19 protein-coding genes are annotated in these 26,094 nt (G+C 55.4%); 13 read left to right on the top strand and 6 right to left on the bottom strand.

Annotation, left to right across the window (positions count from 1 at the left end):
- Nucleotides 1-858 carry an ExeA family protein gene (locus ACR0A2_RS20450; RefSeq protein WP_171120590.1) on the bottom strand — a complete coding sequence of 286 codons (858 nt, stop codon included), beginning with the start codon at nt 856-858 and terminating at the stop codon, nt 1-3.
- 715 nt (nt 859-1,573) lie between these two features.
- Between ACR0A2_RS20450 and ACR0A2_RS20455 the strand changes: the two genes are divergently transcribed.
- From ACR0A2_RS20455 to ACR0A2_RS20485, 7 genes are all read left to right on the top strand, one after another.
- On the top strand, nt 1,574-2,203 hold the full coding sequence (locus ACR0A2_RS20455; RefSeq protein ID WP_480459141.1) for a sugar transferase: 630 nt from the start codon (nt 1,574-1,576) through the stop codon (nt 2,201-2,203).
- Between the two features lie 69 nt (nt 2,204-2,272).
- The gene (locus ACR0A2_RS20460) at nt 2,273-4,726 is read left to right on the top strand and encodes a tetratricopeptide repeat protein (RefSeq protein ID WP_480837001.1); all 2,454 of its coding nucleotides are present in this window, start codon (nt 2,273-2,275) and stop codon (nt 4,724-4,726) included.
- A gap of 115 nt (nt 4,727-4,841) precedes the next feature.
- Nucleotides 4,842-5,453, top strand: a complete 612-nt coding sequence (locus ACR0A2_RS20465) for a polysaccharide biosynthesis/export family protein (RefSeq protein WP_171233831.1) — start codon at nt 4,842-4,844, stop codon at nt 5,451-5,453.
- Between the two features lie 156 nt (nt 5,454-5,609).
- Nucleotides 5,610-7,043: a hypothetical protein gene (locus tag ACR0A2_RS20470; protein WP_171233832.1), complete on the top strand. Its 1,434-nt coding sequence runs from the start codon at nt 5,610-5,612 to the stop codon at nt 7,041-7,043.
- Nucleotides 7,044-7,244: 201 nt separating this feature from the next.
- Nucleotides 7,245-8,795, top strand: a complete 1,551-nt coding sequence (xrtD, locus tag ACR0A2_RS20475) for a VPLPA-CTERM-specific exosortase XrtD (RefSeq protein ID WP_480837004.1) — start codon at nt 7,245-7,247, stop codon at nt 8,793-8,795.
- A gap of 182 nt (nt 8,796-8,977) precedes the next feature.
- Entirely contained in the window at nt 8,978-10,525 is a 1,548-nt protein-coding gene (locus tag ACR0A2_RS20480; protein ID WP_480837006.1) for a hypothetical protein, read from the top strand.
- A 42-nt stretch (nt 10,526-10,567) separates the two neighbouring features.
- On the top strand, nt 10,568-11,671 hold the full coding sequence (locus ACR0A2_RS20485; protein ID WP_171331834.1) for an acyltransferase family protein: 1,104 nt from the start codon (nt 10,568-10,570) through the stop codon (nt 11,669-11,671).
- 12 nt (nt 11,672-11,683) lie between these two features.
- On the opposite strand, the gene ACR0A2_RS20490 is transcribed toward ACR0A2_RS20485, so the two are convergent.
- Nucleotides 11,684-12,940, bottom strand: a complete 1,257-nt coding sequence (locus ACR0A2_RS20490; RefSeq protein ID WP_480837008.1) for a glycosyltransferase family 4 protein — start codon at nt 12,938-12,940, stop codon at nt 11,684-11,686.
- On the bottom strand, nt 12,927-14,189 hold the full coding sequence (locus tag ACR0A2_RS20495) for a nucleotide sugar dehydrogenase (protein ID WP_480837010.1): 1,263 nt from the start codon (nt 14,187-14,189) through the stop codon (nt 12,927-12,929). Before ACR0A2_RS20495 ends, ACR0A2_RS20490 begins: the two co-directional genes overlap by 14 nt.
- Nucleotides 14,190-14,570: 381 nt before the next feature.
- On the opposite strand from ACR0A2_RS20495, the gene ACR0A2_RS20500 reads away from it, so the two are divergent.
- Nucleotides 14,571-16,097, top strand: a complete 1,527-nt coding sequence (locus tag ACR0A2_RS20500; RefSeq protein ID WP_480447496.1) for an oligosaccharide flippase family protein — start codon at nt 14,571-14,573, stop codon at nt 16,095-16,097.
- Between the two features lie 46 nt (nt 16,098-16,143).
- Here ACR0A2_RS20500 and ACR0A2_RS20505 read toward each other — a convergent pair whose 3' ends face one another.
- Nucleotides 16,144-17,298, bottom strand: a complete 1,155-nt coding sequence (locus ACR0A2_RS20505) for a DegT/DnrJ/EryC1/StrS family aminotransferase (RefSeq protein WP_480459139.1) — start codon at nt 17,296-17,298, stop codon at nt 16,144-16,146.
- A 230-nt stretch (nt 17,299-17,528) separates the two neighbouring features.
- On the opposite strand from ACR0A2_RS20505, the gene ACR0A2_RS20510 reads away from it, so the two are divergent.
- The 4 genes from ACR0A2_RS20510 to ACR0A2_RS20525 are packed head-to-tail and all read left to right on the top strand — an operon-like array spanning nt 17,529 to nt 21,416.
- Entirely contained in the window at nt 17,529-18,482 is a 954-nt protein-coding gene (locus tag ACR0A2_RS20510) for a glycosyltransferase family 2 protein (RefSeq protein ID WP_480447494.1), read from the top strand.
- Nucleotides 18,479-19,699, top strand: a complete 1,221-nt coding sequence (locus ACR0A2_RS20515; protein ID WP_480837013.1) for a GNAT family N-acetyltransferase — start codon at nt 18,479-18,481, stop codon at nt 19,697-19,699. Before ACR0A2_RS20510 ends, ACR0A2_RS20515 begins: the two co-directional genes overlap by 4 nt.
- The gene (locus ACR0A2_RS20520) at nt 19,696-20,739 is read left to right on the top strand and encodes a lipid II:glycine glycyltransferase FemX (RefSeq protein WP_480447492.1); all 1,044 of its coding nucleotides are present in this window, start codon (nt 19,696-19,698) and stop codon (nt 20,737-20,739) included. Before ACR0A2_RS20515 ends, ACR0A2_RS20520 begins: the two co-directional genes overlap by 4 nt.
- On the top strand, nt 20,736-21,416 hold the full coding sequence (locus tag ACR0A2_RS20525) for a polysaccharide deacetylase family protein (protein ID WP_480447491.1): 681 nt from the start codon (nt 20,736-20,738) through the stop codon (nt 21,414-21,416). The genes ACR0A2_RS20520 and ACR0A2_RS20525 overlap by 4 nt, the downstream gene beginning before the upstream one ends.
- Here ACR0A2_RS20525 and ACR0A2_RS20530 read toward each other — a convergent pair.
- The gene (locus tag ACR0A2_RS20530; protein WP_480447490.1) at nt 21,336-22,772 is read right to left on the bottom strand and encodes an O-antigen ligase family protein; all 1,437 of its coding nucleotides are present in this window, start codon (nt 22,770-22,772) and stop codon (nt 21,336-21,338) included. The genes ACR0A2_RS20525 and ACR0A2_RS20530 overlap by 81 nt on opposite strands.
- A 113-nt stretch (nt 22,773-22,885) precedes the next feature.
- Nucleotides 22,886-24,157: a right-handed parallel beta-helix repeat-containing protein gene (locus ACR0A2_RS20535; RefSeq protein WP_480447489.1), complete on the bottom strand. Its 1,272-nt coding sequence runs from the start codon at nt 24,155-24,157 to the stop codon at nt 22,886-22,888.
- 481 nt (nt 24,158-24,638) lie between these two features.
- Here ACR0A2_RS20535 and ACR0A2_RS20540 point away from each other — a divergent pair.
- Nucleotides 24,639-26,094, top strand: a 1,456-nt coding sequence (locus tag ACR0A2_RS20540) for a right-handed parallel beta-helix repeat-containing protein (RefSeq protein WP_480447487.1), incomplete at its 3' end; no start/stop codon positions are given.

The raw sequence follows: 26,094 nt of genomic DNA on the forward strand, positions 1-26,094 counted from the left end.
TCAGACTGTCAGCTCCTTCTCGAGTGAGTTCCCGCCAAAGAACACGCCATCTTTGACCACTTGCTCCACAACCTCTTCATCCACTTTCTCGGCCTCATTCGTCCAGGCATAAAGCAGGGCAAAGTCGCAGAACTGATTTACAAGTCGCGGAACACCGCGCGTTTGTGTGAAAATCTGCTTGCAGGCCTCTTCGGTGAACTCATCGCCTGAACCGCCAGCCGTTTTCATCCTATGTCTGATATAGGCTTTGACCGAAGACTCATCCATCCGTTCAAGATGAAAACTTGCGGCAACGCGCTGTGTCAGCTGGCGCATCTTGGGATCAAGAACCATGTCGCGCAATTCAGGCTGACCAACCAGAACAAGCTGAATCAGCTCATCCGTATTCGAGTTGATATTGGTCAGCATCCGGATTTCTTCCAACCCTTCGACGGTCAGGTTCTGCGCTTCGTCAAAGATCAGAACCACCCGCCGGCCCTCGGCATATTCCGCGACCAGGAAATCCTGCAGCGCCCGGAATATCTGTACATAGCTTGCATCCGCCTCGATCGGCAGACCCAGCGCGTGCAGGACCCATTGCAGCAGCTCTCCGCGACCGCCCTGCGCATTCGAAATCAGCCCAACCGTGATCGACTGCTCCATCTCGCTGAGGAGATGCTGTATCAGGGTGGTTTTCCCGGCCCCGATTTCCCCGGTCAGCACGGTGATGGGCGCACAGCTCATGATGCCGAATTGCAGGACCGAGTAACCGCGCTTGTGCAGCGGCGACCAGTACATGAATCCGGGATCCGGAAGCAGCGTGAAGGGCCGTCGGTCAAGCCCGAAATAATCTAGATAAAACCCGTCGCTGGACGCCATTGCACCTCGGTTGCCTTCTGCCTTGTCAAACCTCGTACTGGCCCCCCGGAGATTATCCAAACTCATACTCTGAACCACCAGAAATCCCTTACACAACGAACACATCACATAAACAAAAAGTACTTGGGTACTAGTTTGTCACAAAATCAAGATAGCAGGCACCACTAAACTGCACACGCGGTGAATTGACCTTCCCGCTTTCTCAATCTGAAGTGATCGGTGCGATTGTTTCCGTTGTGTCCTTATTAGGTTGACCAAAAAAGAGGCGACCAGAACCTGATGTGATCACACATTAAAAAAGATTCTAAGGGCGGAAATCAAACCTAAAGGGTAAAATTTTCGCCCATTGTGTCCCATAGGGAAACGAAAGTTCATGAATTTGCGGTCAATCAGCTGATCGCATCTTCACGATACTGTAAAAAAGCACCTGTATTCAGCGACCAGAGAACACGTTCGCCAGCATTAATGTTTTGCAAGGCAGGTGGAATTTGTTAACAGTTGGATACGGGAAAGCGGCCTCGCAAGTGAGTAAGTGCAGGGTCGAAGTGGTATAAAAATATAAGATTTTAAATATATGTGGTTGAGGTCGAGCGTGTTCGGTTCGTAAGTTTGGTGAGTGGTTCGTGAGTAATTGTGTGTGTTGGGGGTTTAAATAGTGACAAGTCATTCGAAAGAAGTGGCCAACGCTGGCGCGGGCTACTCCGGCATTTCTGTTGTGCCTGCTGCAGTGTCATATCCAGGGATATACAGAAGCGGAGGCAAGCGTCTTTTTGACATAGCGTTCGCAGTGCTTGCAGCGCCTTTTGTCGTGCCGGTGGTGCTGTTGCTGGCCGCGTTTCTTGCATGCCAGGGCGTGACTCCGTTTTATCGGCAGGAACGTGTCGGCAAGAATGGCAAAGCCTTCAAGATGCTCAAATTGCGCACCATGGTCCATGATGCTGAAACCGTGCTTCAGGAACATCTGGCGAAGAACCCCGAAGCCCAGGAAGAATGGGACCGTGATCAGAAGCTGCGCAATGACCCACGTATCATCAAGTTCGGAACTTTCCTGCGCAAATCCTCGATGGATGAGCTGCCGCAGTTCTGGAACGTTTTTATCGGTGAAATGTCCGTGGTCGGCCCCCGCCCGATGATGGTGAGCCAGAAAGAACTTTATCCTGGAAAATTCTATGCCGCCATGCGTCCCGGCCTTTCGGGACCCTGGCAGGTTTCGAAACGCAATCAGTCCACATTTGCTGAGCGTGCGTTTCACGATACCGAGTATTGGAAAAGCATGTCGTTCAGCACAGATGTTTCAATCGTGTTCCGGACCATCTTTGTTGTCCTGCGCGGCACGGGTTGCTGAGAACGGGCCATACAGCCGAACAGGTTGATTGGTTGTATGCTTTTCCTTGAGTTTTGCAGGAGAACAGCAATGAGCTGGATCGTACCTCCTATTGGCGCACGGCTGATCGCAGCCCTTTTTGCGGCGACGCTCCTGCTGAGCGCATGCGACTCGGCCGAGGAACGGGCCGAAGCGCATTTCCAGGCCGGGCTGGCCCATCTGGAAGCCGGTGATGTCGAACGCGCACTTGTTGAGTTCAGGAATGTTTTCAACCTCAACGGCCAGCACAAAGAAGCGCGACTGACCTTTGCCAGGGTGGAGCGCGAGCGCGGCAACATCCCGGTTGCATATGGTCAGTATCTGCGGCTGATAGAACAGTATCCGGACAACCTTGAGGGCCATCGGAACCTTGCCGAGATGGCTCTGGAAGTGGGGAATTGGGAAGACGTCAGGCGTCACGGCGCATTGGCAAGTGCTCTGGCTCCGGATGATATCGAAATCAAATCCATCAATAATATGCTGGCTTACACCGACGCGGTCAGGGATGGGGATTTCGCAGGTGTGGACGTCGCCGTCCATAGAGCCCGCGAGATGATCAAAAGCCATCCGGAACTGATGACCGCGCGCCAGATCGTCATTGACCATCTGATCCGCGATGAGGACTGGCCCGGTGTTCTGCAGGAAACAGAGGTGGCCATAGCCACCGATCCAATGGAAGAAAGCCTTTATGGAATCCGGCTCCGCGCACTTCAGGAACTGGATATGCCCGCAGAAATCGAGGCGTTTCTTCGGCAGATGGCCGTGACATTCCCTGACGATGAGGGCGTCGAGCAGTTGCTTGTGGAACATTATATCGATCAGGGGAATCTGGATGCGGCAGAACAGATGCTGCGGGCCGAGGTGGATCCGCTCGCTGAAGATCACATGCCGACACAGCGGTTGATCGCCTTTCTGAACGATAACCGCGACTCTGCAGCGGCAATTGCCGAGCTGGATACGATCATCGCTCAGAACGGCCCGAACACGTTCCAATTCAAGACGGTGCGTGCAGCGCTGAAATTCCGATCGGGTGATGAACAAGCCGCGATCGCCGAGATGCAGACACTGCTGGAAGGCGCGGAAAGAAACATACAGACCCGCGCTAGTGAGGCAGAATTTGCCCTCATGCTGTTCCAGGTCGGCCAGCCCGATGAAGCCCGCGCTTTGGTGGAAAAAGTCCTGTCCGAGGATGCAGCCCAGGTCAGCGCTCTCAAGTTCAAGGCGTCCTGGCTGATTGACGAGGACAAGACCGGCGATGCGATTGTGCTTTTGCGCGAAGCGCTCGGTCAGGCGCCGCGTGACCCGCAATTGATGACCCTGATGGCCCAGGCGCATGAGCGCAACGGAGACAGAGAACTGATGGGCGAGATGCTGGCGCTGGCGACGGAAATTTCGGGGAACGCACCGGACGAAACGCTGCGCTATGTCCGATTTCTGATCGCGGAAGGTGATCTGGTGATCGCCGAACGTGTTTTGGCCCAAGCCCTGCGCCAGACTCCGGAACATTCCGAGCTTCTGCTTTTGTTGGGAGAAGTATATCTGAGCATGCAGGATTGGGACCGCCTGGAAACCGTCCTTCATGCCATCAGGGATCTGGACAGCCCGGGAACACGGCGCTCCGCGAATGAGCTCAGGGCGCACATGCTGGCCGCACAGCAACGCACACAAGAGCTGACCTCTTTCTTGAACGAGCTGGCGGATGATCCCGAATTTGGCCTGCCCGCCGATATCGCGCTTGTTCGCCTGATGCTTACAAAGGGGCAGACGGCCGAAGCCTTCGCCCATCTTGACCAGTTGCTTGCAGAAGACCCGGATTCTTTGCCAATCCGCCTGATCAAAGCCCGCGCGTTGATCAGTGAAGGCGACCGCGGTGAGGCTGAGCAGCTCTACCGTGTCATTCTTGAGGAATATCCGACTACGACGCGGGCATGGATTGCGTTGCACGGATTGGCAACGGAACGGAACGCGCCCGATCAGGCTAGGGAAATTCTGACCGAGGCATTGACCAATCTGCCTGAAAACCCGGCCTTGCTCATGCTGCAGGCGACGGAGTACGAACGCAGCGGGGATCTGGACCAAGCAATCGCAACATACGAAAAGCTCTATCCGATCACCAATCGCTCTCTGATTGTAGCCAACAATCTTGCAAGCCTGCTGACAACACATCGTAACGATGAGGAGAGCCTGCGGCGCGCGCAAGTTTTGGCGCAACGTTTGCGCGGCACACAGGAACCGGTCTTTCAAGAAACATATGGCTGGGTCGCCTACCGGGTGGGAAATTATGAAGAGGCGGTCGCCTATCTTGAACCTGCGGCCGCGGCGTTCCCTGAGCATCCCCTGGTACTATATCATCTGGGGAAAACATATGCGGCTTTGGAACGGAACGAAGATGCGCTGCGTCTTCTCCATAAAGCCAAGGCTTTCAGCGGGGCTTCTACGGAAGTCGCGTCATTGGTAGAGGCTGAGATTGAACAGCTGAACGCTGTACCCACCAACAGCCACTAACGCAGAGCTAATGACGCCGCTGCATTTCTGCCGCATCTTGTATGTATCAGACTCCCTGCTGATTGTTTTGCAGCTTGTGGGAAGGCATAAGTAGGAAAAAGTGAGAGATTTGAATATGCGTACAGTCATCGGGTCCTTGACCGCACTTGTCATTACCATGATCGTGGCCACCGCATCATGGGCGCAATCCTATCAAATCCAACCGGGTGATGCGCTGCAGGTTGAAGTTCTCGAAGACCCCACCCTGAATCGGACCATTCTGGTTCTGCCGGACGGGTCCATCAACTTTCCGCTTGCCGGCTCGGTCCGTGCGGCCGGTCAGTCGACCAGCGGATTAAGCGCGTCGCTCTCATCGGCGTTGGCCTCGAATTTCAATACGCCGCCGACAGTCTTTATTTCAGTGGCGTCGCTGGCTCCGCCGCCGCTTCTGGGCGGACAGGCCGCATCCGGACCAACCATCGATGTTTTCATCATGGGTGAGGTCAATGTGCCCGGCAAGCATCTGGCAACCGAAGGCACAACAATTCTCCAGGTTTTGGCTCAGGCCGGTGGCCTGACCAATTTCGCGGCTCGCAAGCGCATCGAATTGCGCCGGGCTGACAGTAAAACAGGCGTGATGAGAAAATACACCTATAACTACAAAGGCTCGGGCGGTGGCATCCAAGGCAATACAGTGCTTAGACCCGGAGACGTTGTTGTCGTACCAGCACGCCGCTTGTTCGAATAGGGGCTGATACAGGTGGGGAAATCCAGGAGCAGGCTGTCCACCATTCTGGGGGGCGGGATCGCTGTCATAAGTTCGTTTACACCAGCTGTCGGGCAGCAGGCCTCGACACAGCAAACGACTGCGCAGCAAACACAAACCTCGACACAGCAAACATCCGTGCAGCAGACAACCGTCGCACCGACGGTTGTGCAGCAAACACCCAGCCAGCAACTGATCGCACAACGGGCACAGCGAAACCCGGCCCGAAGGGTCGGCCTGCCAACCGGTCAGCAGATTGGGACCGGGACCGGCCTGAGTGTGACCCTGGATTATCTCTCGTCGCTCAGACATGACAGCAATCTTCGCCTGACCGATCCTTCGCTTGGGTCCACGACCTGGTGGGAGAATACGCTGGCATTGGGTATTCTGAAGCAAACCTCGGATTCGAGATTGGCTCTTGACCTTTCCGGACTGTACCGGATCGCCAATGAGCCGATTATCGGGACGGATTCCAGCTTTGCGGACCCGTCTGCCCGCCTGTCGTATCAGCGGTCGCGCCAGAACAGCCAGCTTGACCTGCTATTGGATTACCGCGAACAGGATCTGGCTTTTAATCGTTCACTGACCGACACCAATCTGGATGGCAGAATTGATGCCGCCGATGTGACCGGAACCATCGGGGATCAGGTCAACTCCTTGGGCAACCTGAATTGGCAAACCGGCCTGAATGATCCAATCGGGTTCCAATTCATCTACAGCTATAGCGAACGCACTTATACAAACACAATCGATCCGAACCTGTTCGACAACAAGTCAAGCAATTACACGGCGATCACGACATTGCGGGTGTCACCGGTTTTTCAGGCCAACTTGCGTCTCGGCTACACTGATTTCTCGGCAGAAGACAACGTGCGAACCGATGAGCAAACAACGGTTGTGACAGTTGGCGGAACCTATGACGTATCCCCTGTCACCACCGTCAGTGCGAATATCGGTTACAGTCAGGTGGATGACACGCAGCGCACAACCAATACCAACACCGTAACCGAGGATTTCGTCTGGGATTTCGCATGGAGCAAAACCCTGCCAGACGGCTCGGCGGATTTTCAGATTGACCAGACATTCGGGGTTAATGGGTCACGGATAAACGCAACGGCCGGCCGCAGTTTTCAGCGCGCCAACGGCGTGTTGAGCTTCAACGTGGGCCTGACCAGAGGACCATTCGACGAAGTCACACCGATCGGGCAGCTCGACTACAGCTATCAGCTGGCCAGTTCCCGGATCGGGGCAACGGTGCAGCGCCGGGTCGGCACCAGTACGCAGAGCATAGAAACACGCGAAACACTGGTGTTTCTGACATATGACTATTTCATCAACCCGGTATCGGGGCTGTCTTTCAGTATCGATTACATCGACCAGGAAGACGAGGGAACCGGTCAACCCAACCCGCGCCAGCGCGGTACGTTCAGTGCGTCCTATACACGAGCGGTCACGAAAGACTGGGCCGTAAACGTGGGGTACCAATATGAAATGGACGATCAGAACGGCTTTAAGGCAACTTCAAACTCGGTCTTTCTGACTTTGGGCCGGCGCTTTTCTCTCAAACCCTGACGCTCATTCACGCGGTTCATGATATCGACAATCAGGACATCCCGCGCCCAATGTCCCGAAAACGGATCAAAATAGCGGGAGCTTGAGCCGTCATAATTTCAGGCCGCACCTTATTGTGCATGATGGACCGTGATGCATCACCTCGATTCGAAAAACAGCCGCAGTAATATCCTTGAAGCGGCCAGAAGAGGCTTGCCGGTCATGAACACCGTCGGGCTGTTCTGGTTTGTCCTGCTGCTGCTTGGATCGATACCCGTCTTCTGGATCGGGATCGTGTCTCTGGGCGCCGCCTGGAGCACCCCCGAATACAGCCATGGCCCGCTGATCCCGATCATCTCGCTGTATCTGTTCCTGCGTGAATTGCGGGATATGCCGCCCCCCAACCCGGTTGTGCATGATCGCTGGCCGGGCGTGCTTGTGATTGCCGCGGCCCTGATCATCGCCATTCTGGGCAACCTGGCCCGTATTCCCGATATCGTCACCTATGCCATGATCATCTGGGTGGGCGGCGTCATGCTGACCGTGTTCGGCTGGCAACGGGGCAAATACCACCAGCTGCCCGTGCTGCATCTGGTGTTCATGCTGCCGCTGCCGCAGTTCATCTATTGGAAGCTCACGATCTTCCTGCAATGGATTTCGTCCGAGCTGGGCGTCTGGTTCGTGCAGATGGCCGGTGTTTCGGTTTTCATCGAAGGCAACATCATCGATCTGGGGGTCTACAAACTGCAGGTGGCCGAGGCCTGTTCCGGGCTGCGCTATCTGTTCCCGATCCTGAGCTTCTCGTATCTCTTTGCCCTGCTTTACCGTGGCCCGATCTGGCACAAGGTGGTTTTGCTGGTTTCGGCGGCCCCTCTGACCGTGCTGATGAACTCGATCCGCATTGGCGTGATCGGCGTGCTGGTCAATCAGCACGGCATCGAGCAGGCTGAAGGCTTCATGCATTTCTTTGAAGGCTGGATCATCTTCCTGCTCTGCGTCGCCATTCTGTTCTTGATGGCCATCGGCTTGCAGCGCCTGGCGCCGAATCCGCAACCCTTTGCCGAGACCATTGATCTGGATACCCAGGGGCTGGGTTCTGTTGCCTTGCGTATCTTTGGCATTCGCGCATCGGTGGCGCTGGCGGTTGCGGCCCTTCTGACGCTTGCGGTTTCAACCGCCTGGACTCTGCGGCCCGCTTCCGAAGTGCGGCCTGTGGAACGTGACCCGTTTGTTCTCTATCCACGGCAGCTTGGCCCCTGGTCCGGGTCGCCCACCACGTTGGATCCACAGGTTGAACAGGTTCTGGGTGCCAGCGATTACCTTCATGCCACCTATATCGACACCAGTTCGGGCGACTTCGTGAACATGTTCGTGGCCTTCTACGACAAGCAGACCGAAGGTGACGGCATCCATTCGCCCGAAGTGTGCCTGCCGGTGGGGGGCTGGGAAATCTTCAGCCTCGAACCGTATGAGATCAACCCCGGCAACACGCCTTATGGCAGCTTTACAGTCAACCGCGCCGTGATCCAGAAAGAGCTATCGAAACAGCTGGTCTATTACTGGTTCGAACAGCGCGGCAAGCGTATGGTCAATGATTTCCGCGCCAAGATGAGCGTCATTCAAGACGGCTTTACCATGGGGCGCACCGATGGCGCTCTGGTCCGGTTTGTGACCCCCATCCTGCCCGGCGAAACCGAAGCGGATGCGGATGCAAGGTTGCAACGCTTCATGGAGCCGAGCCTGAACCGCCTGCCGCGGTTTGTACCGTTTTAGAAAGACGGCAAGCTTGACGCGATCACAGCGCCCTGGCCACCAGATCTTTCCCCTGAAGTCATTGCATCCCGGGTTTCGGATGGCATTAAGCACTATAGATTGCACAATGATCTGTTACTGATATCTGAGGGATCAGGTTTTTTAGTTCTTGGTATGTGGGTGGAAATGTGCCTGCGGCAGCAATGATTACGACACTTCGACGCCGTTCACTGCGCCCGGTTCTGGCACTGACTCTGTTTGCCTGCCTCGTTCCCCTGTGCGTAACCCCTGTTCTACCGCTGACAGATTTCTACGCCCATATTGCCCGCTATTATATTCTGGCCAAGTTGCCGGACTCGGTCATGTTGCAACAGAACTACGAAGCCGCCTGGCAACCGCTGCCCAATCTCGGACTGGACATTCTAGGCACAGGTATCATGCATGTACTGCCCCCGCTTTTGGGGGCCAAGCTGATAGCGGGGTTGATCATTGCGGCCCCGTTCGCGGGTATTCTGTATCTGTCACGTGTTTTGCACGGCCAACTCTCGGTACTGACCGTTTTTTTGGCCGGTCTGGTGGCGTATAACCATATTCTGATCTGGGGCTTTTCGAATTTCCTGCTTGGATTGGGGGTTCTGCTGGGCGCTATCGGATACTGGATTGCGACACAGGGCCGGCCTGTCCGGCAATTGACCGTGACTATGTGCATAGGTGTGCTCCTGTTTTTCATTCATGGGCTGGCCTTTGCGCTGTGGGGGTTACTGTTGGGTGCGGTCGAGCTGTCACTTGCTCTTGGACCCGGTCACCCGGGGGGGCGTACCCTTTTTTACAAAGCTTCAAGGCTTGCGCTGGTCGCTGTCATACCAACCCTGTTGTTTACCCAAACGAAAACCATAGGTGCGGGAAGCACCATACCGATAGAAAGTATTCTCGCCCATGCCGAACAGGGAACATTATGGGTTCGGCTGAGCACCGAAGCCTATCTGAGAGTTGATGGCTTCCTTCGCGTGGCCGAAACCACATGGCAATCGATCGACTGGGGCTTTGGCATCGTATTGTGGGGCGTACTGATCGGCGGGCTCGTGACCGGGATATTGCAGATCGACAGACGCATGAAGCTTGCAGTGGCCCTGTGCGTGCTGCTGATCCTGATCGTACCCCCGACCCTGTTCGGTGTCGGGCATTTGGGCGAACGCATCCCGCTTTTACTTCTGGCGCTTCTGGCCGCAAGCCTGTCTCTGGCTCCCGATGTGAAATCACCGTCCCGCGAAATCGTTATTGCGATGATCGCAGGACTTTTTCTGGCACGAAACCTGGTGCTGAGCATCGGATGGTATCAGGACGGCAGAAGTTACGCCTCGTATCTTGAGGCACTGAGCAGCCATGATACGCGTAGCCTGGGCGCGGGTGCCTATGTCGAAGACGCCAGGGATCCACGCTTTTTTCGGCCCAATTGCCGACCCCTGTCCTTTCTCATGATTTTTAACGGCACCGCGATCCCCACCTTCGCCGATCCCACCCAGCACCCGCTGCACATCATCGGGCCGCTGGCCCAGGTGCAAAACGTGGTTCAGAACGTTGCCTCGGACGCACATCATACAGTGCCGTCCGCAATAACCACATTGTCAAACGCCAAAGCTGACACAATTGTCGTTTGCTCGACGGAATCGTTTCCGCCAAAGATCCAAGGATTCAATATTCTTGCGACAACCGCACCATGGATATTGTATCAAAGATCAGCTTCCAAATAATTGTGTATCCCATGATAGTGCCAGTGACCTAGAGAACCGCAGATGAGTGAGCATAATGTGCATGTGATTTCGGGGAAGCCTGCGCTGTTTATCGCAGATCGATCAGACGGGCGGGATAACAATTTCAATCTGATCCGGATCATCGCGGCCAGTCTTGTGCTGGTGTCACATGCCTATCCTCTGAGTTTGGGCGCCGAGTTCGGGCAGCCGTTTGAATCCACACTGCATGGGCTGTCGCTTGGTCTGATGTGCGTATGGGCTTTCTTTGCAATTTCGGGTTTTTTCATTACACGCAGTTTCGACCGGAACCCGTCTGCAGCATCATTCCTGATCGCCAGAGCCCTGAGGCTGTTCCCAGCGCTTGCCGTGGTAACCGTAATCACCATTCTGGTTGCCGGGCTTCTGTTAACACAAGCGCCCCCTTCTGTTTTTTGGGGCGAAGCCGGCAGCTACTTCATCCGCAACATACTGTTGTTCAAACTGCAATACACATTGCCAGGCGTGTTCGAATCCAACCCCTATGGTGCCGCGATCAATGGCTCGCTCTGGTCTCTTTCATACGAGGTCACCTGCTATGTGGGCGTCCTCTTATGTGGCTTGCTTGGATTTTTGGGAAACAAAAAGATTTTTGCCGGTCTAACGCTGTTATTCCTGTGTTTCTATACAATCATCGTCGTATTCATTGACGTGAATCCAAGGATCGAGGTCCTCACAAGGCTTGGTCTGCCTTTTCTGTCGGGAATGGTTTTTTACATCTGGCGCCGGCACATACCATTGTCCTGGTCGCTGCTGGCCCTGTCCGCCGCGTTGTCCTTTATGGCCTGGTTCACACCACTGTTTCTACCTGTCTTTGCGATCAGCCTGTCTTATGCCGTGGTTTTTGCCGGCTATGTCAAAATCCCGCTTCTCTTGCGCTACAACAAGCTGGGCGACTATTCCTACGGGGTCTACATCTACGCGTTCCCGATCCAGCAACTGGTGGCGCAGTCTGGCGTCGTAACGCCAGTCATCAACATGGCGATGTCTTTCCCCCTCTCCCTGTTATGCGCGGTCCTGTCATGGCACTTCATTGAGGCTCCGGCCATGAAGCTTCGGTTTCCGAGGAAAGCGCATGGGCAGGCAGGAACAAAACAAGTAGCAAAGTAGCGCTCTGGCCGGTTACCCCTTCCAGATCCGCTGATACGCCGCGATCAGCGCGGGCACCTGATGCGGCCAGGCCATCTCGGACTCGACCCGGGCGCGGCCATAGCGGCCCATGGCGGCGCGACGTTCGTCATCGGCCAGCAAGTCGGTGATCTTGTCGGCCATATCCACCGGATCGTTGGCCTTTGCATAAAGCGAGGCCTCCTGCGCCGAGAACCGCCCCTCGGTCACGTCAAACTGAACGATGGGTTTCTCGAAGGCCATGTATTCGAGGATCTTGTTCATGGTGGATTTGTCGTTCATCTCGTTCACCCGGTCCGGGTTCACGCAGACATCGGCGGTCGACAGGATCTCGAACAGATCTCGATCGGGGGCGCGGCCGGTGAAGGTGACATAGTCCGACAGGCCCATATCCACGGATTGCTGTTTCAGCTTGTCCAGGCTGGGGCCCCCGCCCACAAGGCAGAACTGGATATCGTCGCGGCCCTGAACCTTGACCAGATGCGCCACGGATTCCAGCAGCAGGTCGATGCCTTCCTGATCACCCATGACGCCGACATAACCCACCATGTATTTCCGCCCGTTGCGCCAGGCCGGGTTCGGCGGCAGGTGCTGCAGCCGACTCAGATCAGGGCCGGACCGGACGATAAACACATCCTCGGGCGCCATGCCGCCGCGTTCGATGGCGATCTTGCGATAGCTTTCATTGGTGGCAATCGACACCCGGGCCGAGGCGAAGGTCAGCCGCTCGAACGTCTTCATCAGCTTCCAGAAAAAGCCGCGCTTGTCGAACTTGGCCTCGTAAAGCTCGGGGTTGATGTCGTGGTGATCGAACAGATAGCGCACGCCAAACAGCTTGAAGGGCAGCGCCACCAGAAAGATCAGATCGGGCGGGTTGCAGCCATGGATGACGTGAAAGCCACGGGTGAATTTGATCTTCAGCGACAGCCAGCTTTCCCAGAACAGCGCCGCGCCATATTCCAGCAGATACCCCAGCGCCCCGCTGGCATCCAGCGGCAGCGGGTGGCGATAGACCTTGATGCCTTCATCTTCCCACACGCGTTCCTCATGGCCCTTGCCGGTGGGGCAGATGACCGAGACCAACGCGCCGGCCGCGGCCAGCGTGCGCGCCTCCATCCAGACGCGGCGGTCAAAGGGGACGGGCAGGTTTTCCACCACGATCAGAACCTTGAGACCCTTCAGGGGTTGGCTCTGGCGCAGCTCTTCGAACGAAATCGGCTGAACGGCGGGCACAGGGCTAGTCATATTCATAGGTTCTTACCACCTCTGCATCACCCAGGTTCAGATCATTCACGATCCGGTTCGAGCCGACCACCAGATCCCAGGATCCGGCCTCGGCCGTGGCGCGGTCCACCAGCAGGCTGCCCACGTTGGGCAGGTGGGTAAAGGCATAGCCCAGGTTCTGCCCCCGCAGATCGGCAGGTTTGATGGCCGGATCATAGACCGACAGCTGATAGCCCGCCTGCAACAGACGCCGGGCGATATCGACATTGGGGCTTTCGCGCAGATCGTCGGTTCCGGCCTTGAAGGCCAGCCCGGCCATCAGCACCCGGCCCCCATCGGGCAGCCGCGCCATGATGTCCTGCGCCTGATAGGTCTTATGCGCCTGATTGGTCTGCAACAGGCTGTCGATCAGATGCGTATGCGCACCCACCTCACCGGCGATGTGTTGCAACGCACGCACATCCTTGGGCAGGCAGGACCCCCCGAACGCCCCGCCCGGACGGGTATAATAGGCCGAGATGTTCAGCTTGGTGTCCGAGACGAAAATCTCGTGCATGGTTTTTGCCGACACTCCCATGCTGTGGCAGATCCGGCCGACCTCATTGGCAAAGGCCACCTTGGTCGCGTGCCAGGTGTTGTCGACGAATTTGGTGATCTCGGCCTCTTCGAACGCGGTGTAGAACACCGGCGCGTCCAGGCCTTCGTGCATTTCGTCCATCACCGCCGAGCGATTGCCATCGGCCGTGCCGACAACGATCTTGGGCGGGTTGAAGAAATCATCCACCGCCGATGCCTCGCGCAGGAATTCGGGGTTATAGACGATCTCGATCGCCTGACCCGTCCGATCGCCCAGATAGCTTTGGAAGATCGGCTCGATCAGTTGCCGCACCGTGCCGGGTCGGAAGGTGGATCGGTACGCTACGGTCAGCGGCCGCCCCCGGTCCGGTGACACGGCCTTGGCAATCTGTCGCGTCACCTCGGCCACGAAATTCATGTTGTGCGAGCCGTCAGTGGAACTGGGCGTGCCGACGCAAACGATGGCCAGGTCGACATCCGACAGGTCGGGGATTTCAACCGTTGCGCGGATCAGGTTCTTTGCAAGCGCCTCGGTCAGCAGCTCGGCCACCTTGGGTTCCTTGATCGGAGGCTGCCCGGCATTGATTTCCGAGACCTTGTCGGCATTCACATCGACGCCGATCACCTCATGCCCCTCACGGGTCAGACAGCATGCTGCCGTGAACCCCACATACCCCAGACCAAAAATCGCAATCTTCATACTGTTATACCATCTTGAAAACAGGCACCGGGTCCGGAAAACACCGGTCTCTTCTACTTGTTACCCTTGCGCAGTCAGAATCCAATCTGAGACACTGAGGCGAAACTTCATTTTGCTATGTAATATTCAGCGCCGACTCGCTGCGACGGTACTGATTGAAACATGGTGTACCTCTCTGAAACTGGAAAAACATGCGATTTCAACACAAAAATATACTTACAGGTTTGACTAGCAGCCAGCCGACTAAATTCCTAGAACAGCAAGTGCTGGTTTTTTGAAGCGATGTTGAGGGTAGCCAGATTAGAAACATTGGTACGTTGATAAGTTTTTTGTTCCGAGTATGGAAAGGCAAGTCTTTTGAAGCCTCCAGTTGAACCAGGCGTGACGATCGCCCCGGGCACACCCGATCACAGCGCGACCCTTACCAGGGGGGCCGCAACATTGTTTGCATCGGGCGTTTTCAGCCAGTTTCTGGGCGTTTTGACATTGGTTGTGACGGCCCGTCTTCTGACGCCGACGGATTTCGGGATCATTGCCTATTTCATAATCGCGGCCGCGTTTCTGGAAATCGTCCAGCGGGCCGTTTCCATGATTCTGATCCGCCAGCCCGAAATCACCGACGATCACCTGAACACCGTGTTCACGATGCAGGTGCTGTTGGGTGTCTTTTCGGCACTCCTTATCTGGGCCAGCGCCCCTCTGATGACATTCTTCGGGCTTGCGGAACTGACATCGCTGATCCCCCCGCTTTGCTTCATTGCCATCGCAACTTCCATCAAAAGCACACGCTTCCCACTTTTGGAAAGAGATCTCCGGTTTGGTTTCATCGCAGGCGAAGAAACGACCAGCCGAATTGCATATACATTGATGGCCATCAGCCTCACATGGATCTGGCGTGATTACTGGGCCATCGTGGTCGCCAGCGTCATCACTCAGGTCATCCGGGTCATCTGGAGCTTTTCCGTCGCCCCGATGCGACCCAGGTTAACGCTCAGATGCTGGCATGACTGCATTGATGTGTCATCATGGTCACTAGGGGCCCAGATCACCCAGTTTCTGATCAACAACATGCCCCAGATTGTCATCGGAAGCATGCTGGGTCTGGCAGATGCAGGGATTTTCAGGGTCGGCTATCGCCTTGTGGTCCTGTTCACCAGCCAGATCATCGGCCCGTTGGAACGGGTGGTTTATCCAAGCCTTGCCAACGCCTCCCGGACCAAAGGCTCCAGCCGGGAAGCCTTCGAACGGGCCAACGCCATCCTTTTGGGGATCATCGTTCCAGCCAGTGTCGGCATGGCTCTGGTTGCCAATCACCTGATCGTTGTCGTGGCCGGTTATCAGTGGCTGGCCGCCGCACAGGTCATCTGGGTGCTTGCCCCTTTGAAAGCGATCGAGACATTGCAGGCCAATGTTCGGTCTGCAAGCTACGTCGAAGGCTCTACAAAGCGCCTGTTTCTCCGCAACACGATCCTGCTGATCGCCACAACTGCGCTGACGGTGCTGGGATCGAACTACGGCTTTACCGGCGCGATCCTCGGCTCCGGAGCCGCCAGCCTGTTTGCGATCGGTCTGGCGCTGATCATGGCCAAGGATTTCGGAACCGGTGGGTTTTTGGCACCGATCCTGATGGCCTGGCGTACATTTGCGTCGACCTTTGCCATGTTGCTTGCCGTTCTATTTGTCAGCAGTGCCTATGGCAGTGGCGACGCAGTAGGATGGGCTTACGAGACAGCGGAAGACCTGCCGCTGCTGCGTATACGGTTCTCGGTCAAAGTTCTCGTCGGAGTTTTTGTCTATGTTGGCACACATCTGCTGCTCTGGCGCCTTGCCGGGAAGCCAAAAGGGTTCGAGAGCCTGGCGCTAGAGCTTGCCGCAAAACTCAAACGCAAGCTGTCCAAGGCAGCGTGATGGCCCCGATTACGCTGACCTCACTCTGCATAAACCGCCCGCCTGATCAGGCCACAAGTTCACTTTTGAGTTGCGCTATTATGTGATCGATATGCGCAGCCGAAAGGTACTGGTGCACTGGCAAAGATACGACATTGTCTTTCAGGGTCATAGCCTCGGCCTGCCCTGACCAGTCGAGATTGCGGTTGAAGCCCGCCCACCAGGCAGTGGCACCAATCCCGCTTTTTTGCAGCGCCCGTACGACCCGGTCACGCCCCGCGACTATGATCGGCATATTCAGCGGACAGGCATCGACCGGAAGCTCCGGAACAAGCATGCGTATCTCGGGAAACTCGTTGAGAACATCCCGGTACCGCTGCCAGTTCGACCGCCGGATCGCAATGGTTTCTGCTACGGAATAGGCCCGCAATGGACGGGATGTGAAGACACTCATCTGTGCGCCGCGCAGCGCCGGGTCGAAATAATAGTGCCCCGGAATGTCTTCCGGTTGATCCCCGTCACTGTGGGGCGGCGGTTCTTGTCGGCCGCGTACCTTCTGAAGCATTGCCTGCATGCGGGACAGCCCCAATACGGTTGCCAAACCAGCGCGCAAAAGTGTTTTGGTCACGGCCTTGCCCGGGGCAGGTCGCGGAAACGGATGCCTGGCGCTCAGGTCCGGCGCATTGATGACCATGGCCCCACCACCCAAAACAGGCACAAATTTGTAGAAGCAGAAAACCGATACGTCTCCGGTGCGGCCTTCTGCCGGCGAAGCACCGCTGAGAAGGCTCAATGCACAATCTTCGATCATCCGCAGCCCATGCTGATCGCACAAGGCCCGCAGGTCCGCCAGGTATGGCTGCAGCACACCAAAATAGTGGATCACATATATCGCCTTCGTCCGCCCGGTAATAAGTGGCGCAATCCGTGCGGGATCGACACGCAGGTTTTCGGAAACCGGATACAACCGAACCGAAAGGCCCGCATCAATCAGCGGGTCGACCTCGGAACCACAATTATAGGCGGGTGCCAGAACTTCATCCTCGGGCTGCAACCCCAAAAGGTCACAGGACGCCCGGATTGCCACACGGGTATTATAGCTCCAAAACACCGACCGGTCCTGGAACAGGGCCGTGTACCCGCCAGCAGAATCCCGGCGAAACAGATCGGACAACCGCATGACAGGATCGCCGCAATAAAGTGCGTTCCCACGGTCAGTCATTCGATGCCAAACCCAGAGGCCAAAATTTACCCAAACCCGATCTTAATACTGTCTTGTCTTTCAAGGTTTCGCACCGTCAAAATATTACCTCAATATACTGATCTAAATGATTTGACTTTTATAGCTACTTTTCGACAACAACGGTCCCGGTACGGTCACGTTTTAAGTGTTCACAGAATGTGGCAGTGGTTAAAATTTGGAATGTAAGTGGTTAACGAGAGCGAAGCGTCATGGTTTCATCGCCGCCCGGCACGAGTAGCGAATACGCTGTATCTATCATTATCGTGAACTGGAACACCCGGGACATTCTTCGGGATTGCTTGGCGTCCATTGCGCATGAGACCCGGCTGCCGCACGAAATCATCGTTGTCGACAACGCCTCCAGCGATGGCTCACCTGAAATGGTGGCCGATGAATTTCCTCAGGTCCGGTTGATCGCGAATACCGAAAATCTGGGCTTTGCCGCTGCCAACAATCAAGGGCTCGAGATTGCTACAGGCGCCAAGCTGCTGCTGCTTAATCCCGATACGATCATCCTGGATCATGCGATCGATGTAATGAGCGCCTGGCTCGACGCGCATCCGGATGTCGGATGCGTCGGCTGCCAGGTCTTCGAAGACCCTGAAACCATCCAGCTGACCTGTTTTGCCGATCCCGGACCGCTCAGCCTGGCAGTGATCGAATTCGGGCTGAAACGGCTGTTTACCTGGCCCGAATATGGGGGCTGGGACCGAACAACGCAGCGCGACGTGGATGTGGTGTCGGGCATGTTCATGCTGGTACCACGCCCGGTCTTCGAAGAAGTCGGTTCGCTGGATGACGCGTTCTTTATCTATTCGGAAGAAGCTGACTGGTGCCGACGTATCCGCAATGTTGGCAAACGCTGCGTCTTCGCGCCTGAGGCACGGATTCTGCATCTTGAAGGCGGCTCGAAAAGCACCGCTCAGATCAAATCTCGCATGTATGTGCAAAAACAGAAAAGCAAGACGATCTACGCCAGAAAGCACTATGGCCGCAGTGGTGAGCTGATAACGCGCGCGATCTTCCTGAGCAGTGCAATGTTGCGCGGAATTGCCTTTGGACTGATCGGGCTTCTGCGCGCCACACCTGATCGCAAGGCAAGGCTGCGCCTGTCCGGAGCGGCAATCCGGTATCATCTTTTCGGTCAGGAACCGATGGCATGAGGGACGCCATTTCCAACAGTGCAGATATCGAGCTTGAGTGTGTCGAAAAACCTGCACACAAGCTGAGCATACAAGCCAGCTGGGACAGTTTTGTCTCAGCGTCCGGTGCCGAGATATATTTCCTGTCCGACTGGCAATCTGCCTGGTGGGACCATTACGGCAAAACGTTTGCCGCCAGCCGGCATCCCGTCAGCTATATTCTGCGGAACGGTTCAGAGCTTGTTGGCGTTCTGCCCTTTTGCGTTGAAACCCTTTGGGCCGGCCCCATTCCGGTGCGCGTCGCCCGGCTGGCGGGCGTGGATCCTAATTTCGCGGTCATGGAACTGCCCATTGCCGCCGGTTACGAAAACACAGTTCTCGGGGCTGTCATTGAACACCTGACCGATCATTTGAAATGTAGCGTCGTAAGCCTGTCGCCATTGTCAGAACGCGCAGGACAACTGGAAAACCTGCGTGCCCTGAATGGGCGTGGCCTATCCGTTTTACGCGACATCAGCACCCGCGGGCATACACTGATGACTCTGCCTGATACCTTTGATGCGTTTATGGCCTCGCTTTCGAAAAGCCGCCGCCGCGAAGTCCGGCGGGACATCAAGCGCCTGACACCGGCAGGTGAGGTCTTGCGCACTGTCAGTTCCACGCCGGAAACCGTCGATGCAATGATGGATCGGTTCATCGCATTGCATACACGACAATGGGAGGCCGCCGGGAAAGGGGGGCATTTTTCCGACTGGCCGGTTGCGGCAGCGTTCTATCGCAGCCTGATGCAACGCCTGAGCCCGAAAGGCCATGCGGCAATCGATGAACAGTGGCGGGATGAAACGCTGCTGTCCAGCCAGTTACGTTACACCCTGAATGGCAAGGTGCTTTGGTGGCTCAATGCACGGGAAGTCGATGCCGAATTTGCAAAGGCTGGCCTGGGCCGCGTCGGTCTGGTCGCGCGTGTTGAAGAGCTGATCGATCAGGATACGCACCTGATTGAAGCCGGCGCCGGCGAGTATGAATATAAGCTGAGCTACGGAGGAGATCTGGTGCCGCTTTACAATATCGTTCTGGCACCTGATCGGGCTTCCGCGCGGCTTCGTGCCCGTGCACTGCTTTTGTGGGCGGATGCCTTGCATTTCTTTTACTACCGTGTCTGGTTCCTGAAAGTCCGCCCGCGGTTGGGAATCCGGCCGAACAGCCTCTGGAGCAGCTGGATACGGATGCAATTATGAACACGACCCTCTCGTTTCAGAAAGTCACCGCAGAAGAATGGCCCCGGATCAGCGCCAGTTTTCACGATCTGACATACGAACAGACCCTGACGTATGCGCAGGCCGCGGCACAACGGATCGGTGCCACGACTGATTTTATCACCCTGTCAGATCAGGCCGGTCACTTGACCGCTGCGGCCTGCCTGCGCGTAAAGCGCGTGCCCGGCCTGGGGCGTGGTATCGCCTGGATCGCAGCAGGCCCTATGATGCATCACCGCGAACAGCCCGAAATCGACCAGGACCGGCTGGATGCAACATTTGCGGCACTGCGCGCCTATGCCCGGAAAACCGGCCATATCCTTCGGTTGCGGCTTCCCGCCCTGCCATTTCATGACGTTCCGGTAATAGATCGGTCTGCGGCCTCGGCGGGGTTTCATCCCACCGATCGTTCCCGGCCTTATCGGACCGTCATCATCGATTGCGATCAGGACGAAGAAATATTGCTTAAGGCGCAACATGGCAAATGGCGCAACCATCTGCGCAAAGCGTTGAAAAGCGATCTGTCGCTGGAAAGCGCCCCGATCTCCGAAGCCTCGGGCAGATTTCATGAACTCTATCAACAGGTGCAGGCCGCCAAAGGGTTCGAGCAACCTGATATTCCCCCCGAATTCTACTACCCGCTTCAGGGTGCTGATTTTTCCCACGAGGTTCTGTTTGCCCAAAAAGATGGTGTCGACATAGCCGGCATGACAATCGGCCGGACAGGAAATTTCGCGGTCTATCTGTTTGGCGCGACAACGGATGTGGGGCGCCGCTGCAATGCCGGCCATTATCTGATGTGGGAATCCATCCTGCGGCATCGGACACAGGGCATAAAATGGTACGATCTGGACGGTATCGACCCTGACATCAATCCGACCGTCACAGAATTCAAACAACGGACCGGTGGAACGGACTTGTTGGCGGCCGGACCTTATGAATACCGACCCGCCGGATTGGGTTCGGCTTTGATAGGCACCGCCGAAACGCTTCATTCCCGCTTGAAAAAAGCACGCCAATGACCACTGGAACGAGTATCATTTTTCACGGCATCGGCACACCGGAACGTGCCCTGGAACCGGACGAGGCCCCTTACTGGCTGTCAGTCAGTCAATTCGAATATGCGCTGGATCAGATCGCCCAAGCCCCCGATCCGGGCCATTTCACGATCACTTTCGATGATGGCAATCTTTCAGATTACAGTATTGCCCTGCCCGCCCTTGCGGCCCGTAACCTCCGGGGGCGCTTTTTCGTTCTCACCGATCGGATCGGGCAGGTGGGCTCGCTGGATGTCGAACATCTTCACACCCTGCGCGACGCGGGCATGACAATTGGAAGTCATGGCATTGCTCACACGGCGTGGCCCACCCTGGATGATGCTGCACTGACCGAAGAGCTGTGCGCATCACGTGCGCAGCTTGAAAAAATCTGCGGACATCCGGTGACAGAGGCGGGCATCCCCTTCGGGCGCTATGACGCAAGGGTCCTTCGGGCCTTGCGCGATGCGGGGTACACCGCTGCCTGGTCAAGCGATGGCGGCAATTGGCGCGCAAACAATTTTCTGCGGCCACGGACTTCGTTGCGTGGTGATATGTCCACGCACGAGATGGGTGCCACTTTATCCGGTCAAATGCCGCCCCTGCGCCGTTTGCGGCGGGCTTTGGGAATGTCTCGGCGGCGCTGGATGACGACCGGCTGAACCGGTTCTGACAGCCCGCCTTGCTGTTAACTCACCCGGAACAATCTGTGGAAACCGCGTATAACGCAATTTCCTGCCTTCAGTCGGTGTCTGTACACTGTCGCCGCCCTGGCTTTCCTGATCATCAGCATCAAAAAGCCAAACCCCCGCCCCCAGAAGAAACATGAAGAAACAGAAGGTAGAGTCCCACAAATGCACCGTGATCGCGGAAACACATAGGCCCAGCAACGCAATCAAATACCCAAGACGGGCGTCTGCGACGGCGCCGGTCAAATTCCTGTTGCCGGCTTGGAAAAAGACAACCAACACCGCACCCAACAGCAGAAACAGCCCCGGGAATCCATGCCGCAATGCTATCACCAGCCAGAAATTGTCCACCGTGGTCAACATGGCCATCCAGTGGGGTCGCGTATAGTCATTCAACCCGATTCCAAACAACGGGTTCTGCAGAACATCGTCAGAGGCGAAGGTGAAAATATTGATCCGCGTAAATGCGGTGCCCGGTGTCAAAGTGAAGTGTGTTGCGAAGATCTGAAACATAGTCCGATTGGAACTGACTTCGCCGACGAAGTACAAAAAAGAGAAAATATAGAGAAGAATTTTCCACCTATTCTTCAGGAACCAAAATATCCTGTTCCACGCCATCAGCATCATCTGAAGTATGACATTCATGAAAGCACCCGACGACAAGGAACAGAAGACGGTGCCCCCAACGATGGAAACGAGACCAACCTTTTTGTTAAAGGATTTATTCCATCCCAACACATACCAGGTAAGTGCAAAAGCCGGTGCACAGAACACTCCAAACAAAATCGGATGCGGCATCGTTGTCTGAGCGCGCAGCAATCCCAGTCTCGGTGGAAAATACCACTTTTGATAAACACTCATCACCTTCCCAAACAGATTCAGGAGCGGCATCTTACCCGTGACAGCTTCATAAGCCGCAAACGGTAAGAGAACCATGATCAGAATGAAGAGGCATTTCACAAAAAACCGGAACGAATCCAAATTGCGAATATAAGTTCGGGCAATAAAATAGGGGGTTAGCGTTTCTATTATGAACATTCCGATGAACTGCCACAGTTCCTGAATGCCGTGATTGACGGCCAAAGTCAGGCTGGCCCAGAACGCAAAGCCGATTACTAAGAAATCGACCGCCCTGATTTTACCTGCTTTACCGCTCAGCCACCCAAAAACTGCGGGGAACATATAGAGGAGAAGGATCACACGATAGCCATTGAGTTTCAGCCCGCCGAGGAAGAAATAAAATGGCATCGCAAAAGATATGACGAGCAGCATCAGGACAAGCGGTTTTGCCACCTGTTCTCTCGTTTTGGCTGACGAAACAGCGATCATTCGAATTTCCTGCCCTTAACTCAAGTAACTCTTCAAAACCAAAAAAAACTGGTGGCTTTCATAGCCACGCCCTTGCCATTAAACACGCCAGCGGAAATCATCCATGTCAGTCTTCATTGAGTGGGATAGTTCTTTGCCAGCGTTGATCCGGCATTCAGGCGATCCATGAGACTGCCGGGACGCACGCCAAACTCATTATAACCCTTTTCCCGCCCCAACGCATGGTAGATGAACTGCTGATCATAATACCCTTCCTGAGACGGGTTTTGATCCTGAATCATGGCATTGTTAAGAAGCACCCAATCGCGCTGGTTTTCATACCCCATGATGTTTGCCGCGGCGTTCTGTTCGATGACAACGGATGTAGAGTCTGGTGAGATATTGATCACCGGCACAGAATGGCCACCAGGAACATTGATCAGAGAGTTTTTTCTGACCGAAATGTTGTCGGAACCGTAGATGGAGATGCCGTGGACATGGCCGTTGTAAATCATGTTGTTTTCGATCAACACGTTCCGATGCCGTACCTCGGGGTCTCCGATGTTCTTCCCATCTCCGCCGGCCCAGATCGTCTGGGCAAAGTCGCCTGCACCTACATCGAAGATATTGTCCCGGATCGTGATATTGGCGCTTCCACTGTTATTGGCCCGCTGGATCTGGATCATATCACGGTGATCGCCAACTCCATCGGCCCCGCCAAAGTTGTGGATGTAATTGTTCTGAACCAGGATGTCGTCGACATTGTCGAACACCAGACCATCCGAGCGGATCGAATGCACGTCGCTGTCAGTGATCTTTATGCCGTCTGTATTAATAGCGATGATCGCCTTCCACCATGTGAGAAACTCGGAGTTTGAAATATCAACATTGGCGGCGTGGAACACCAGCAGACCTGTGCCAAACCCCGCCCCATCTTCTGGCGTTCCGGTGCCGCGTGCGACATCCCCGCTGAACACGGAGTTGGAGATAGTGATGTTCCGGCTGTTGCGAACAACAAAGTTGGCCAGATGATACGGGTCAGCGTTCTTGAAGGTATAGTCGAACCTGATGCCATCCAGATGGACATTTTCGGCCCCGTCAAGAATGGCGACACTGAAACACGCGAGGCTGGCAGGGTCAGCCGATCTGATCACCACCGGCGACGGGTAAGCCTTGCCCAGTTTCAGAGTATCATAGTTCCCCGGTGCAAGCAGATAGACCTCACCGCCACGGGCATTCTGCAAAGCACTTGCCAGCGTTGCTGCGTCGGAAATAGCCTGACCTTGGGTTTGGGCCGTGAATCTGGGTTTGAATTGCTGCCTGTCGCAAGGGGTCTTTGCATGCAAGGCAGGGCTAAAGAACAGCAGGATCGTACCTGCCAGCGCAAGAATACGTGATCTGGACATGACGTACCTTTCTGATCTGCGACCGTTCGAAAGCTTAGTCGAACCCCCGCATACTGTCTATTGTGGTGCCCCTCGGATCGCATGACATTTCCGAGACACTCAGCGGTGCTTTTCCGGGGTGGTCTCAATTAAATCTGCAAGTTGCCGTAGGGGCACCGGGCAATTCATTGCCGACACCTACCAGAGATACGCAAGGACGCGCCGGAATAGTGGCAATTATGTGTTCATTGTTGCTTAACGGGAATCAATTATCCAAACAGGCGTCAACCGCCAAGGGAAGTGGAACAATTCCCAGTATCGAGTATCGAGTTCACTCGGAAATGAAGGCAAAGGGACGTCATTGTCCCAATGCAGGCAACAATTTCCAAACATAGCCATATTTAGGCCACTCTACTGCCCTCGGGCAGCTGTTCCATTTGTCCTGGGTGTGCGGGAACTCGTGCGCTGCCACTCACAGCGCCTATGAAACAGAAGGTGAAATATGTCGACGACAATTACGGTAACCTCTGCGGCAGAGCTGAACCAGGCCTTGTCACAGGCGACAGGTGGGGAAACAATACTGCTTGCGGCCGGCAATTACGGCAAGCTCAGCCTGAATGGTAAACAGTTTTCATCTAACGTAACGATTAAATCCGCTGATCCGAATGCAAGCGCAAGCTTCTCTGAAGCGCATCTCAATGGGGCGTCGAATGTAACGTTCGACACGATCAAATTCGATTACACGTACAGCTCTGGAGACTATCACTTCCAGAATAAATTCAGCGTCACCAACAGTTCGAACATCACATTCCAGAATTCGAACTTCGAAGGTGATTTTGCCAGCGGCACCGGAACATCTGCGGATGGCACCGGATATGGCACCGGACTGATGATCTCCGGTTCCAACAATATCGACGTCATCAATACCGAATTCTCGAAATGGTGGAAGGGCGCCATCGCTCTTAACTCCGATGGGGTGAGCTTCACCGGGAACGACGTTCATTCGATCCGCTCGGATGGTCTGGTATTCGACAATGTCGATAATATCCTGGTAGAGAACAACTATATTCACGATTTCGGCGGCGCTGCGGGCGCGGGCGATCACCGTGACATGATCCAGGTCCAGCGCGCAAACGGCAGCGGCAGTGACAACATCACCATCCGCAACAACGTCTTTGACATGGGCAACGGAGATTACACCCAGACCATCTGGTTTGGTGGGGACGGCAAGGATCTCAGCGACCCGAACGTCATCCACCACAATGTCCTGATCGAAGGGAACGTGATCTATAACGGCCATCTGCATGGCATTTCGGTTTACGGTGCGGATGGTATCACCATCACAAAGAACTCCGTTCTGCACGTAGATGAAAAAACACAGACAGGCGGCATTGAAATTCCGCTCATCTTCGTATCGAACGGCTCCAGTAATGTCGCGATCACCCAAAACATCACGTCGCAGATTCTGGGGCATAGTGGTCAGCCGGACTGGAACGTCGGCAACAATGTCCTAATCAAGCCCACAGAGTACGACCAGCACTTTACCTATCAGGCCACGGCGCAGACGGATGGCTACAATCAGTACGTCGTCATACCAGGAAGCCCGGCGGATTTGGCAAATGCAGGTTCGGACCTCGCAAACAGCATTACAGGCCCTTACATCGATTGGCTCAAAAACAACGGGTATACTGTGATCAGCGCTCCATCCCAGCCCAATACTGGAACGAGCCAACCCAATATCGGGGTGAACCCACCTGATACCGGGACAAGCCAGCCTGACACTGGGACGAGCCAGCCCGATACCGGAGAAACTCAAACCGGGACAGAGACGTCCCCTCCGGCCACAGAGCAGCCTCAGACCGAGGTGGAGGCGACACCTCCCGCTACAGAACAGCCTCAGACCGAGGCAGAGGCGACACCTCCCGCTACAGAACAGCCTCAGACCGAGGCAGAGGCGA

This window comes from Ruegeria sp. H8 (genome assembly GCF_056532905.1).

Coding starts and splice junctions, on each gene's coding strand:
- ACR0A2_RS20480 (WP_480837006.1), top strand. CDS start 8,978: ATGATTACGACACTTCGACGCCGTTCACTGCGCCCGGTTCTGGCACTG.
- ACR0A2_RS20490 (WP_480837008.1), bottom strand. CDS start 12,940: ATGAATATGACTAGCCCTGTGCCCGCCGTTCAGCCGATTTCGTTCGAA.
- ACR0A2_RS20510 (WP_480447494.1), top strand. CDS start 17,529: ATGGTTTCATCGCCGCCCGGCACGAGTAGCGAATACGCTGTATCTATC.
- ACR0A2_RS20460 (WP_480837001.1), top strand. CDS start 2,273: ATGAGCTGGATCGTACCTCCTATTGGCGCACGGCTGATCGCAGCCCTT.
- ACR0A2_RS20535 (WP_480447489.1), bottom strand. CDS start 24,157: ATGTCCAGATCACGTATTCTTGCGCTGGCAGGTACGATCCTGCTGTTC.
- ACR0A2_RS20485 (WP_171331834.1), top strand. CDS start 10,568: ATGAGTGAGCATAATGTGCATGTGATTTCGGGGAAGCCTGCGCTGTTT.
- xrtD (WP_480837004.1), top strand. CDS start 7,245: ATGAACACCGTCGGGCTGTTCTGGTTTGTCCTGCTGCTGCTTGGATCG.
- ACR0A2_RS20450 (WP_171120590.1), bottom strand. CDS start 858: ATGGCGTCCAGCGACGGGTTTTATCTAGATTATTTCGGGCTTGACCGA.
- ACR0A2_RS20465 (WP_171233831.1), top strand. CDS start 4,842: ATGCGTACAGTCATCGGGTCCTTGACCGCACTTGTCATTACCATGATC.
- ACR0A2_RS20505 (WP_480459139.1), bottom strand. CDS start 17,298: ATGACTGACCGTGGGAACGCACTTTATTGCGGCGATCCTGTCATGCGG.
- ACR0A2_RS20495 (WP_480837010.1), bottom strand. CDS start 14,189: ATGAAGATTGCGATTTTTGGTCTGGGGTATGTGGGGTTCACGGCAGCA.
- ACR0A2_RS20530 (WP_480447490.1), bottom strand. CDS start 22,772: ATGATCGCTGTTTCGTCAGCCAAAACGAGAGAACAGGTGGCAAAACCG.
- ACR0A2_RS20525 (WP_480447491.1), top strand. CDS start 20,736: ATGACCACTGGAACGAGTATCATTTTTCACGGCATCGGCACACCGGAA.
- ACR0A2_RS20520 (WP_480447492.1), top strand. CDS start 19,696: ATGAACACGACCCTCTCGTTTCAGAAAGTCACCGCAGAAGAATGGCCC.
- ACR0A2_RS20515 (WP_480837013.1), top strand. CDS start 18,479: ATGAGGGACGCCATTTCCAACAGTGCAGATATCGAGCTTGAGTGTGTC.